The organism is Actinoplanes missouriensis 431 (assembly GCF_000284295.1).
Classification (GTDB): domain Bacteria; phylum Actinomycetota; class Actinomycetes; order Mycobacteriales; family Micromonosporaceae; genus Actinoplanes; species Actinoplanes missouriensis.
The window spans coordinates 7,758,919-7,771,829 of sequence record NC_017093.1 but is presented as its reverse complement, the minus strand read 5'-3'; the positions used below and the strand labels follow the sequence as shown (position 1 = coordinate 7,771,829).

Genomic DNA, 12,911 nt, shown 5'->3' with positions numbered 1-12,911 from the left:
TCGCGATCGGACGGTCGGCCGGGCAAGAAGCGACAACAGTCAAAGTGGGATGAACAGCTCATGCTGGTCATCGCAACCGGGTCATAGCCTTAATGAACGTTCAGTTCTGCTCTAGGATGTCGGGATGAACGCTGCCGAGATCGCCGCCGGCCGGGAGCGCTGGCAACGACGCTTCGATGCTGCCCGCAAGCGGGACGCCGACTTCACCACGCTCTCCGGTTCGACGGTCGATCCCGTCTACGGCCCGCCGGACGGCGCCGACTACCCGGGCTTCGATCGCATCGGGTGGCCGGGCGAATACCCGTACACCCGCGGTCTTTATCCCACCGGCTATCGCGGCAGGACCTGGACCATCCGGCAGTTCGCGGGGTTCGGCAACGCCCGGCAGACCAACGAGCGCTACAAGATGATCCTCGCGGCCGGAGGCGGCGGGCTCAGCGTCGCGTTCGACATGCCCACGCTGATGGGCCGCGACTCGGACGAGCCGCAGTCGCTCGGCGAGGTCGGCCACTGCGGCGTGGCGATCGACTCGGCCGCCGACATGGACGTGCTCTTCGACGGCATCCCCCTGCAGGACGTCACCACCAGCATGACCATCTCCGGTCCCGCGGTGCCGGTCTTCTGCATGTACCTGGTGGCCGCCGAGCGGCAGGGCGCCGACCTCAGCAAGCTCGACGGCACGCTGCAGACCGACATCTTCAAGGAGTACATCGCGCAGAAGGAGTGGCTCTTCGAGCCCGAGCCGCACCTGCGCCTGATCGGTGACCTGATGGAGTACTGCGCGGCCGAGATCCCGAAATACAAGCCGCTCAGCGTCTCCGGCTACCACATCCGCGAGGCCGGGGCGACCGCCGCGCAGGAGCTTGCCTACACCCTCGCGGACGGCTTCGGGTACGTCGAGCTGGGCCTGTCCCGCGGTCTCGACGTCAACCAGTTCGCGCCCGGCCTGAGCTTCTTCTTCGACGCGCACGTCGACTTCTTCGAGGAGATCGCGAAGTTCCGGGCGGCCCGCCGGATCTGGGCCCGGCACCTGCGCGACGACTACGGCGCGACGAGCGAGAAAGCGCTGTGGCTGAAGTTCCACACGCAGACCGCCGGTGTCTCGCTGACCGCGCAGCAGCCGGTCAACAACGTGGTCCGGACCGCTGTCGAGGCCCTGGCGGCGGTCCTCGGCGGCACCAACTCGCTGCACACCAACGCGCTCGACGAGACCCTCGCGCTGCCCACCGACGAGTCGGCCGAGATCGCCCTGCGCACCCAGCAGGTGCTGATGGAGGAGACGGGTGTGGTCAATGTGGCCGACCCGCTCGGCGGTTCGTGGTACGTGGAGGCGCTCACCGACCGGATCGAGGCCGAGGCCGAGGAGATCTTCGCCCGGATCCGCGAGCTCGGTCACGACGGCAGCGTGACACAGGGCATCCTGCGTGGCATCGAGGACGGCTGGTTCACCGCGAACATCGCCGAGGCCGCGTTCGTCTACCAGCAGGCGCTGGAGAAAGGCGACAAGAGGGTGGTCGGCGTCAACGCGCACACCACCACCGTCGCCAAGGACCTGGAGATCCTGCGTGTCTCCCACGAGGTCGAGGTGGTGCAGCGGCGCGAGCTGGGCACTCGCAAGATCAACCGTGATGGGGTACGGGTCAAGGCGGCTCTCGAGAGGCTGGTCGCGACGGCCCGCACCGGGGAGAACATGATCCCCGCGATGCTCGACGCCGCCCGCGCCGAGGCGACGCTGGGCGAGATCTGCGGCGTGCTGAAGGACGAGTGGGGGATCTACCGCGAGCCGGCCCGGTTCTAGGAGCGCTGTGACGTCCGATATCGGCGGCCTGGTGGCGGCGCGAACAGGCGTTGCTGCGTGCGAGACTAAATAACCATGAGCGACCCACGGACCACTCCGTCGATCTTCACCCGCGGCGCGGTCGATCTCAGCGCGCTGCGCCCCTCGGCGCCGGCCAAACCGGCCGCGCCCAGTGCCCCGGCGACCAGTGCCCCGGCGACCAGTAACCCGGCAACCGGCGCGCCCGCAGCCGCCCCGCCGCCGGCCGGTGTCCCCGGTGCGGTTCCCGGCGTCTCGCCGGAGACCATCATCGAGGTCAACGAGGCCAACTTCCAGTCCGTCCTGGAGCGGTCCCTGACCACGCCGATCCTGCTGGACTTCTGGGCCGACTGGTGCGAGCCGTGCAAGCAGCTCTCGCCGGTGCTGGAGCGGCTGGCCGGGGAGTACGCGGGGGCCTGGCTCCTCGGCAAGGTCGATGTGGACTCCAACCCGCGCCTCGCTCAGGTCTTCCGGGTGCAGGGCATCCCGATGGTCACCGCGGTGATCGGCGGCCAGCCGGTCGAGGGCTTCACCGGGGTGCTCCCCGAGGCCCAGATCCGGCAGTACATCGACGCCGTTCTCAAGGCGGCCGGAGTGAGCGTGGCCGCGCCCGAGGACCCGCGGCTCGACGCGGCCGACGACGCCCTGATGACCGGCGACCTGGACGCGGCCGAGGCGGCGTACCGCAAGATCCTGGCGGAGTCGCCGGCCGACGCGGCGGCCGAGGCCGGGCTGGCCCAGGTCGAGCTCTACCGCCGGATCAGCGGCGCTGACCCGGCGGCCGTGCTCGCCAAGGCCGAGGCGAACCCGGACGACGTCGAGTCGCAGCGGCTCGCCGCCGACATCGAGGTGCTCAGCGGGCAGGCCGCCGACGCGTACGCGCGGCTGGTCCGCCTGGTGAAGCGCACCAGCGGCGAGGATCGCGACGCCGTGCGCAAGCACCTGCTGTCGCTGTTCAGCGTGGCCGGTCCGGACGATCCCGCGGTGGCCGGCGCACGCCGTGCCCTCGCCAGCGCGCTCTTCTAGGGCAGCGCTTCTTACTACTGAGGAAGAGGGGGGCGTCGTGCGCCGCATCGCCGTTCTGGACGCGCCGTCCAATCTCGGCCTGCGCCCGCCGACCGCGACGTCGGTGCCGGGCTGCGCCAAGGCGCCCGGCGCCCTCCGCGACCACGGACTACTGAGCAAGCTCGGCGCCCGCGACGCGGGCTGCCTCACCCCGCCGCGGTACGACCCGGGCGACTGGCGTCCCGGTGACGGCGTCGCCCACGCCGCGGAGATCGCCGCGTACTCGCGGGCGCTGGCCGACCGGATCGGCGCGATCATCGACGGCGGTGAGTTCCCGGTGGTGCTCGGCGGGGACTGTTCCATCCTGATCGGATCCGGCGTCGCCATGCACCGTCTCGGCGAGGCGGTCGGCGGACGGATCGGCCTGGTCTTCGTGGACGGGCACTCCGATTTCCGGCACCCGGGCAACGCGTCCTACGTGGGCGCAGCCGCCGGTGAGGACCTGGCCCTGGTGACCGGTCGTGGTCAGGCCGACCTGGCCGCGATCGAGCGCCGCCGGCCGTACTTCCGCGACGTCGACGTGGTGGTCCTCGGCATCCGCGCCCAGGACGAGTACCGGCTGGACCTGCAGGCCGCCGGGATCGTGACCCGGCCGGTGCCGGCCCTGCGCGCCGAGGGGGCGGCCCGCAGCGCCCAGTGGGCACGCGACCAGCTGGTCGACTGCGCGGGGTACTGGGTGCACATCGACGTCGACGTCCTGGACCCGGCGGTGATGCCGGCCGTGGACGCGCCGGACCCGGGTGGCATCGCCTTCCCCGAGCTGGAGCTGCTGCTGGCCGGTCTGGTCGAGTCGCCGCACTGCCTCGGCGTGGAGATCACCGTCTTCGACCCGGACTACGACCCGGACGGCCGTTACGCGGCGGAGATAGTGTCGGCCGTGACGGCGGGGCTGGCGCCGGTGAAGACCACGGCGCCCCGGCCGGACCTGATAGCGGCCCGCCGTGATCTGGCGACCCCGCAGGTGTCCCCGCTGCTGGACGGCGTGGACGACGCGGCGGCGCAGGACCCGGTGGTGGTGTCGGCGGCCGGGATGGACCCGATCCCCGCCATGGACGACAGCCCCGACCCCATCGCCGAGCCGGACCCCGTCGCTGAGCCGGACCCGATCGCTGAGCCGGACCGCGTCGCTGAGCCGGACTCGATCGCCGAGCCGGACCCGATAGCCGAGCCCGACCTGACCGCTGAGCCGGACCTGACCGCTGAGCCTGACCCGGTCCGCGCGCCGGATCTGACCGCCGCGCCGGAATCGATGGGCGAGCCGGAGGAAGCGCCCGAGCCGGAGACGGTGGGTGACTTCGAGGCTGTGGCTGATTCCGATCAGTTCGAGGAGCCGTCTTCGGGTGATGGCGAGGACGATTTCGCGGAGGACGAGCGCTCCGCAGCGGCGCTCGACGAGGCCGAGGAAGCGCACGAGCCGGACGAACAGCACGAATCGGAGCCGGACGACAGCGAGCACCGGGTTACGGCGTCCGCCGCTGCTCCGAGCGAGCGCCCCGACATGCGGCTGCTGACCAGGCCGCTCGGCTCGGCGCCGCTGCTCGACTCCGAGCCGCTCCCGGCCACCAGGCCCGGCATGCTGCGCCCGCGGCCGCCGCTGGACCCGCCGGCGATCGGCGTCCTGCGGCCCGGCTTCCGCGCCACCGAGTTCCCGGCCGGCGATTTCCAAGGTCCGGATTTCCCGGGCGGCGGAGCGGCCTGAGCCGGCACCGCGCCCGCTGAGCCGGCCCTGCCCGCCGCACGGCTCCTGAGACCGCCGGCGCCGCCGCTGAGACGGCCGGTGCGCTGTCGCACCGGCCGCCTGGGGGTCTCGGGTCGGGTCCTACTTGTTCAGCTCGGTGAGGAAGCGCTTGACGATCGGCACGGCCGCCTCCGAGCCGGCGCCGCCCTTCTGCACCATCACCGCGAACGCCACGTCGTCCTGGTAGCCGACGAACCACGAGTGGGTGTCCTCGGAGCCGTTCTCGAACTCCGCGGTGCCCGTCTTGCCGTGCACCGGTTTGCCGGGGACGCTCTTCAACGCCGTACCCGTGCCGTTGGTGACGACCTCGCGCATCATCTCCCGCAGTGACGCCACCGCCTCGGGGTCGAGCTGCGGCCCGGCCTCGCCGGGTTTCGCCGGCGCCGGGTCGAGGACCAGTTTCGGCGGCTGGAACTGTCCTTTCGCGACGGCCGCGGTGGCCGCCGCCATGGCGACCGGGCTCACCACGGTGCTGCCCTGACCGAAGATCGCGGCGGCCAGTTCGGTCCCGGTGCCGCCGTCGGAGACCTCTCCGGTGTACGCCTCGATGCCCATGTCCCAGGCGCCGCCGAGGCCGAGCGCCGTGGACGCCTCCTGCAGGCCGGCCGCGGTCAGTTTCGGCGCGAGACTGGCGAACGCGGTGTTGCAGGACTTCGCGAAGTCGACGTGGAACGGCACCTTGCCGAGCGCCTCGTCGTGCGAGTTCTTGAACTCCCGCCCGTCGACGGTGAACGTCTTCGGGCAGTCGACGACCGTGTCGGCGGTGACCACGTCACGGGCCAGAACCCCGTACCCGGAAACCATCTTGAATGTCGAGCCGGGCGGGACCTGGCCGGTCAGGGCGGTGTTCACGCCGCCCGCGTCGGGGCCGTTCGCGACCGCCAGCACGGCCCCGTCGCTGACCCGGATCGCCACCATCGAGCTGGGCTGTTTCTCGCCGGCCAGGGCCTTGTCGGCGGCGTTCTGGGTGGCGGTGTCGATGGTGACCTTCACGGGTTTGCCGTCGACCGGGTCGGACTGGAAGATCGGGTCGTCCTCGACGGCGCCGTCGGCGGCCTCCCGGGAGATCACCACGGAGAGGCCGGCGGTGCCGCGCAGCGTGTCGTCGTACTTCTGCTGCAGGCCGCCGTGCCCGGCCTGGTCGCCCACCTTGAGGACGTCCGGACGGGCGTCGATGTCCTCTTTCGTGGCGGCGTCGACGGTGCCGAGCAGGGCGCGGGCGAAGGCGCGGGTCGGCGCGAGCTGCCGGGTCTCCTCGCGGAACACGGTGCCGGGCAGTGGCCGTACCTGATTGCGGACCTTGTTGTAGTCGGCCCGCCGCAGCGTGACCAGGTCGATGAAGGCGCCCGGATCGGCGGCGTCGACCCGGCCCTTCAGTGCGTCCAGGTCCACGTCCACGGCGACCTTCTTGAACGCGGCGGCGAGGCCGTTCTTCAGCTTGGTGAAGTCGGTGATCTTCTCGGGGCTGACCCCGATCACCACTACCTTCTGCGGCCCGACCAGGGGTTTGCCGTCCGCGTCCTGGATGGTGGCGCGGTCCGAGGCGACCCGGCGCAGACGCAGCTTGTCACCGGTGGCGAGATCCGGCTGGACGAGCGCCGGCTCCCAGATGACGGCCCAGTCGTCGCGGCCGGCCTTGGTGGCGCGGACCGTGCTCTGGTACGACCACTCGACCCCGCCGGGCAGCGTCCACTTCACGGTGATCGGGGTGCTGGCGTCGTCCCCGGTGGTCGTGGTCTTCCCGGCGGAGACCGCCGGCGGCGGTCCGGTGAGGTCGCCGTAGAGTTCGCGGATGCCCGTGAGCACCTCGGGCGCGGCGATCCCGCTGCCGCTCGCGGTGACGAATCCGACGTCGTTCAGGTCACCGCTCTGCCAGCCGGCGACGAACGCCGAGACGGCGTCCTCGGGCGGGTCGGCGGAGCACCCGGCCAATCCGCCCGCGGCGAGTACGAGCAGCGCGGCGATCCCGGCGGTGGTGCGGCGCATGACGTTCCTTTCCCCTGGGTAGTTGATCCCCTGGGTAGTTGATCGAATCCCTGGGTAGCTCATCGAACCGTAGTAGGCCAACGCCCGTCATGGTGTCCCGCAGTAGGTGATACGGCGCAAAAGCGCACATCACTCGCTGGCACACCCGGGGTGTGAGAGGTGCCGGGCCGGTCGTTCTAGGCTGTGCTCGACACGTTCGAACCCACAGTGCCGTGGGTGAGGGGAGCGCCGGAGCCATGGCTGTCGCCGACGAGGCAGCGACCGATTCTGATCACACTGTGCCCGATCCTTCGGTGCCGCAGCCCGGACTCGCCCTCACCGGGCGTCTGGGGGCGTCCACCGACTCAGGGGAGCTGGACGAGCCACTGCCGAACGCCGAGAGGCTCGTCGCGCAGGCGGTCCAGCAGGCGGGCGAGGACATCAGCACCGCATCACTGGTCGACCGCTTCTGGCGGTTCGCACCCGACGAGGAGCTGGTCGGCTACACGCCGGACGAGATGTACGCGGCCGCGGTCGAGCACCGCGAGCTGGCCCGCAACCGCCTGCCCGGCGAGGTGAAGCTGTCCGTCACCGAGCCCAGCGGCTCCCAGGGGCACACCGTCGTCCGGATCGTGACCGACGACATGCCGTTCCTGGTCGACTCCGTGATGGCCCTGCTCACCGCGCACAACCTGCAGGTCCACCTGCTCGTGCACCCGCTGATCGTGGTCCGCCGCGAGCCGCTCGGCGCGCTCGCGCAGGTGGAGCCCGAGGTCGAGCCGGACGACGCGATCGACGGCGACCTGGTGGAGAGCTGGATCCGGATCGAGGTCGACCCGGTCCGCCGCCCGGAGGCCCGCGAGCAGCTCACCAACGAGGTGCGCCGGGTGCTCACCGACGTCCGGGACGCGGTCGAGGACTGGCCCCGGATGCGGCAGCGCGCCCTGATGATCTCCGCGGAGCTGGCCTCCGCCACCGAGTCCGGCACCATGCCACCGGTGCCGGACAAGGACGTCACGGACACGATCGAGCTGCTCGAGTGGCTCGCGCACGACCATTTCACGTTCCTCGGCTACCGCGAGTACCACCTGGACGAGGGGGTCCTCAGCGCGGTTCCGGGCACCGGGCTCGGCATCATGCGCGGCGCCAGCAAGCCGCGCCCGCTCGCCACGATGGCGCCCGAGGCGTACCAGCGGGTCCTGGAGAAACGGCTCCTGGTGATCACCAAGGCCAACTCGCGGGCCACCGTGCACCGGTCGGCGTACCTCGACTACATCGGCGTGAAGATCTTCGACGCCTCCGGCACCGTGGTCGGCGAGCGCCGCTTCCTCGGGCTCTTCTCCTCCTCCGCGTACCGGACCAGCGTGCGCCAGCTTCCGGTGGTCAAGCGCAAGGTGATGGAGGTGCTGGAGCGCTCCGGGCTGTCCCCGCGCGGGCACTCCGGCAAGGACCTGCTCCAGATCCTGGAGACCTACCCCCGCGACGAGCTCTTCCAGATCAAGACCGACGATCTGTACGAGGCGGTGATCGGCGTCCTGCGGATGGCCGGCCGCCGCCAGTTGCGCCTCTTCCTGCGCCGCGACGGGTACGGCCGGTTCATCTCCTGCCTGATCTACCTGCCCCGGGACCGGTTCACCACCGGCAACCGGCTGCGCATGCAGGAGATCCTGCTCCGCGAGCTGAACGGCGTCGGTGTCGACTACACCACCCGGGTCACCGAGCGGATGCTGGCGCGGGTGCACTTCATCGTGCGGACCGACCCGGGCGACCCGCCCGGCCACGTCGACCCGAACGAGCTGGCCGAGCTGCTCGCCGACGCGACCCGGATGTGGGACGACGACTTCTCCCTGGTCCTCGAGCGCAAACTCGGCGACGAGCAGGCCAAGACGCTGTTCAACAGGTACTCGGCGGCCTTCCCGGAGAGCTACAAGAACGGGCACACCCCGTACGAGGGAATCCAGGATCTCGCCAAGCTGGAGCTGCTCGAGGAGCCGGGCCAGCTCGCCATGCACCTGTTCCGGCGCCGCCGGCTCGGCGCGGACGGCGTGCCCGAGCCGGACGAGCGGGACGTGCGGTTCAAGGTCTACCGGTACGGGGAGCCGATGATGCTCTCCACGGTCCTGCCGGTGCTGCACTCGCTCGGCGTCCGGGTCACCGACGAGCGGCCGTACGAGATCCGCCGCGACGACGGCGTGATCTACCTGTACGACTTCGGCCTGCTCCCACCGGCCGGCCACCGCGAGCTCGCCGAGGTGCGCCCGCAGGTGGAGAACGCGTTCGCGGCGGCCTGGCGTGGTGAGGCCGAGGTGGACGGGTTCAACGAACTGGTGCTGCGGGCCGGGCTCACCTGGCGTCAGGTGGTGGTGCTGCGGGCGTACGCGAAATATCTGCGGCAGACCGGGAACGTCTTCTCCCAGCGGTACGTGGAATCGACCTTCACCGCCTATCCGGAGATCGCCGGTCTGCTGGTGCGGCTCTTCGAGACCCGGTTCTCGCCGGCGCTGGAGGTGGGCGAGGCGGAACGGGCCCGCCGCGCGACCGGGCTGCGGGACCGGATCACCGCGCTGCTCGACCAGGTGGAGAGCCTCGACCAGGACCGGATCCTGCGCTCGTACCTGACCCTGATCGAGGCCACCCTGCGGACCAGCTTCTTCCAGCGGGGCACCGAGGGCCGGCCCAAGTCGTACGTGGCGTTCAAGCTGGACCCGCAGGCCATCCCGGACCTGCCGCAGCCCCGCCCGAAGTACGAGATCTTCGTCTACTCGCCGCGGTTCGAGGGTGTGCACCTGCGGTTCGGCGCGGTGGCCCGCGGCGGCCTGCGCTGGTCGGACCGGCGCGAGGACTTCCGCACCGAGGTCCTGGGCCTGGTCAAGGCGCAGATGGTGAAGAACGCGGTGATCGTCCCGGTGGGCGCGAAGGGCGGCTTCGTCCTGAAGCAGAAGCCGGGCGACCGGGACGAGGCGGTGGAGTGCTACAAGGGTTTCATCACCGCGCTGCTGGACGTCACCGACAACATCCTGAGCGGCAAGATCATCCCGCCGCAGGACGTGGTGCGGCACGACGGCGACGACCCGTACCTGGTGGTCGCCGCGGACAAGGGCACCGCCACGTTCAGCGACATCGCCAACGAGATCTCGGTGAGCAAGGACTTCTGGCTCGGTGACGCGTTCGCCAGCGGCGGCTCGGCCGGTTACGACCACAAGAAGATGGGCATCACCGCCCGCGGCGCGTGGGAGTCGGTGAAGAAGCACTTCCGCGACCTGGGGATCGACACCCAGAGCGAGGACTTCACCGTGGTCGGCGTCGGCGACATGTCCGGCGACGTCTTCGGCAACGGGATGCTGCTCTCCGAGCACATCAGGCTGGTGGCGGCCTTCGACCACCGGCACATCTTCCTGGACCCCGACCCCGACCCCGCGATCTCGTACGCGGAACGGCGCCGCCTGTTCGACCTTCCGCGCTCGTCCTGGGCCGACTACGACCGTGAGCTGATCAGCGAGGGCGGCGGCGTCTATCCGCGCAGCGCCAAGTCGATCCCGGTGAGCCCGCAGGTCCGGGCCGTCCTCGGGCTCGGTGAGGCCACCTCGGTCAGCCCGACCGAGTTGATGCGGGGGATCCTGACCGCGCCGGTCGACCTGTACTTCAACGGCGGCATCGGCACCTACGTGAAAGCGGCCTCCGAGTCGCACGCGGACGTCGGTGACAAGGGCAACGACGCGATCCGGATCAACGGCGCCGACCTGCGGGTCAAGGTGGTCGGCGAGGGCGGCAACCTCGGTCTCACCCAGCGCGGGCGGATCGAGTTCGCCCGCTCCGGCGGCCGGGTCTTCACCGACTTCATCGACAACTCGGCCGGTGTGGACTGCTCCGACCACGAGGTCAACATCAAGATCCTGCTCGGCGGCGCGGTGACCGACGGCGAGATGACCCTGCCGGAACGCGACGAGCTGCTCGCCGCGATGACCGACGAGGTCGGCGCGCTGGTGCTGCGGGACAACTACGAGCAGGCGATGGCGCTCGGCAACGCCCGGGCCCAGGCGCACTCGCTGCTCCCGGTGCACCGGCGGATGCTCAAGTCGCTGGAGGAGCGGGGCGAACTGAACCGCGAGCTCGAGGCGCTGCCCTCGGACAAGGAGCTCGCCGCCCGGTACGAGACCGGCGAAGGCCTGTCCGCGCCGGAGTTCGCCGTGCTCCTGGCCTACGTCAAGATCAGTCTGGAGCGCGAGGTCCTCGCCGACGAGCTCGTCGACGAGGGCTGGACGGCCGACGTCCTCACCCGGTACTTCCCCACACCGCTGCGCGACCGGTTCGCCGGCCGGATGGCCGGTCACCGCTTGCGCCGGGAGATCATCTCCACGTCGCTGGTGAATGAGGTGGTCAACCGGGGCGGCACCTCGTTCGTCTACCGGGCGATGGAGGAGAGCGGGGCGTCGGCGGCCGACGTGATCCGGGCGTACATCGTGGTCCGCGACGTCTACGGCCTCAAGGAGATCTGGCAGGCCGCCGAGGGCCTGGACAACGAGGTGCCGACCGCCGCGCAGACCGCGGTGCTGCTGGAGACCCGGCGGCTGCTCGACCGGGCGGTCCGCTGGCTGGTCAGCACCCGCCGCTCGCCGATCGACGTGGCCGGCGAGATCGCCAAGCTGCGGCCCGGCGTCGCCGAGCTGATGCCCCGCCTGCCCCACGTCATCGTCGGCGCCGAGCGGCGCAACCTGGAACAGCGGACCGCCGCGCTGACCGGCAAGGACGTCCCGGAGGCGATCGCCGAGTCGGTGAGCCGGGTGTTCTACGGCTTCGGTCTGCTGGACATCCTGGAGACGGCGGCGTCCGTCGGCCGCGACCCGCACGAGGTGGCGTCGGTGTACTTCGTGCTCTCCGAGCGCTTCGGGGTCGACACGCTCCTGTCGCACATCTCCCGGCTGCCGCGTAACGACAGGTGGCAGACGCTCGCGCGGATGGCGCTGCGGTACGACCTGTACGCGGCGCTGGCCGCGTTGACGGCGGAGGTCCTGCAGTCGACGCCGGCGGAGGCGGCCCCGGAGGACCGGGTGTCCGAGTGGGAGCAGGTGAACGCGGCGTCGATCGCGCGGGCGTCGAACGCGATGGGGAACGTGGAGGATTCGCCGGCTGACCTGGCGGCGTTGTCGGTGCTGCTGCGGCAGATCCGGACGCTGGTCAAGACGTCGGCTGCTTGACGGGTCCCGGTGGGGGCGTGGCCGTCCGGGGAACCGGGCGGCCCGCTTCCTGCGTCACGCCCCTACCACCCGCCGGGCTCCGCGAACCCGTTGTCCACATCCCCGCCTCGTCCACAACCCCACCGGCGGCATCCCCGGCGCCCGGCGATCCTGGCCCGCATGACGCGACACATCGACGAGATCAGCCGGCATCAGCGCGGCATCCTGACCCGCGCCCAGGCTCTGGCCAGCGGCATGAGCCCGGACCACCTCCGGCGCCTGTACACGTCCGGCGGCTGGCAACGGCTCCACCGGGGCGTCTACGCCACCTTCAGCGGCCCGGTGGCCCGCCCGGCCCTGCGCTGGGCCGCGGTCCTCGCCGCCGGCCGGGGCGCGATGCTCTCCCACCGGTCGGCCGCCGAGGAGGCCGGCCTGGCCGACGACACACCCGGCCCGATCCACGTCCTCATCCCGGACGAACGGCGCGTCCGCCCGTCCGCCGGCCTGGTGGTGCACCGCGCCAAGGGGACCGCGACGCGTCTGGACCCGGTCCGGCTGCCACCGCAGACCCGGGTGGAGGACACCGTGCTGGACATGGCGTCGGCGGCGCGCTCGGAGGAGGAGGCGATGGCGTGGATAGCGGCAGCCTGCGGTCGTCGCCTCACCACACCGGCCCGGATCGCCAAGGCGCTGTCCGACCGTCCCCGCCTGCTGCGGCGGCGCGACCTGACCGTCCTGCTCGGCGAGGCGGGCGCCGGCGTCGGATCGGTGCTGGAGTGGCGTTACCTGCGTGACGTGGAGCGGGCGCACGCCCTGCCACCCGGCGCCCGCCAGCAGCGTCGCCCGCGTCCCGGCGGAAGCTGGTACGACGACGTCCACTACCTGGAACACGGCGTCCGCGTCGAACTCGACGGCCTGGCGGCACACCCGCCCGAGGGCCGCCGGCGGAACTTCCGCAGGGACCACGCAGGGGTGCGGTCCGGTGAGCGCGTCCTCCGCTACGGATCACTCGACATCGGCGAGGACCCGTGCGGGGTGGCCGCTCAGGTGGCCGGCGTGCTGCGAAGCCGAGGCTGGCGCGGCGTGCCCCGGCAGTGCGGCGCGGCGTGCAGGCTGGATCTCCACGAGGCAGCGGCATAGCGCGGCGGCACGG

General features: G+C 71.4%; 5 protein-coding genes and 1 pseudogene. 5 read left to right on the top strand and 1 reads right to left on the bottom strand.

Going from position 1 to position 12,911, the window contains the following annotated elements; translation table 11 throughout:
• Window positions 1-124: 124 nt before the first annotated feature.
• The 3 genes and pseudogenes from AMIS_RS35345 to AMIS_RS42075 all read left to right on the top strand — a co-directional run.
• Window positions 125-1,798, top strand: coding sequence for an acyl-CoA mutase large subunit family protein (locus AMIS_RS35345; RefSeq protein ID WP_014447269.1), 1,674 nt, complete (start codon window positions 125-127; stop codon window positions 1,796-1,798).
• Window positions 1,799-1,873: 75 nt separating this feature from the next.
• Window positions 1,874-2,842, top strand: a complete 969-nt coding sequence (locus tag AMIS_RS35340; RefSeq protein WP_014447268.1) for a tetratricopeptide repeat protein — start codon at window positions 1,874-1,876, stop codon at window positions 2,840-2,842.
• Window positions 2,843-2,879: 37 nt separating this feature from the next.
• A pseudogene (locus AMIS_RS42075) lies at window positions 2,880-3,783 on the top strand (arginase family protein); the annotation flags it as partial.
• Between the two features lie 917 nt (window positions 3,784-4,700).
• On the opposite strand, the gene AMIS_RS35330 reads toward AMIS_RS42075, so the two are convergent.
• The gene (locus tag AMIS_RS35330; protein WP_014447266.1) at window positions 4,701-6,605 is read right to left on the bottom strand and encodes a penicillin-binding transpeptidase domain-containing protein; all 1,905 of its coding nucleotides are present in this window, start codon (window positions 6,603-6,605) and stop codon (window positions 4,701-4,703) included.
• A 236-nt stretch (window positions 6,606-6,841) separates the two neighbouring features.
• Here AMIS_RS35330 and AMIS_RS35325 point away from each other — a divergent pair, with 236 nt between their 5' ends.
• Window positions 6,842-11,779, top strand: coding sequence for an NAD-glutamate dehydrogenase (locus tag AMIS_RS35325; protein WP_014447265.1), 4,938 nt, complete (start codon window positions 6,842-6,844; stop codon window positions 11,777-11,779).
• Between the two features lie 159 nt (window positions 11,780-11,938).
• Window positions 11,939-12,898, top strand: a complete 960-nt coding sequence (locus AMIS_RS35320) for a type IV toxin-antitoxin system AbiEi family antitoxin domain-containing protein (protein WP_014447264.1) — start codon at window positions 11,939-11,941, stop codon at window positions 12,896-12,898.
• The last annotated feature ends 13 nt before the right edge of the window (window positions 12,899-12,911 follow it).

Bases quoted from the DNA above. Each gene is read 5' to 3' on its own strand.
- AMIS_RS35345 (WP_014447269.1), top strand. From the start codon at position 125: ATGAACGCTGCCGAGATCGCCGCCGGCCGGGAGCGCTGGCAACGACGC.
- AMIS_RS35340 (WP_014447268.1), top strand. From the start codon at position 1,874: ATGAGCGACCCACGGACCACTCCGTCGATCTTCACCCGCGGCGCGGTC.
- AMIS_RS35330 (WP_014447266.1), bottom strand. From the start codon at position 6,605: ATGCGCCGCACCACCGCCGGGATCGCCGCGCTGCTCGTACTCGCCGCG.
- AMIS_RS35325 (WP_014447265.1), top strand. From the start codon at position 6,842: ATGGCTGTCGCCGACGAGGCAGCGACCGATTCTGATCACACTGTGCCC.
- AMIS_RS35320 (WP_014447264.1), top strand. From the start codon at position 11,939: ATGACGCGACACATCGACGAGATCAGCCGGCATCAGCGCGGCATCCTG.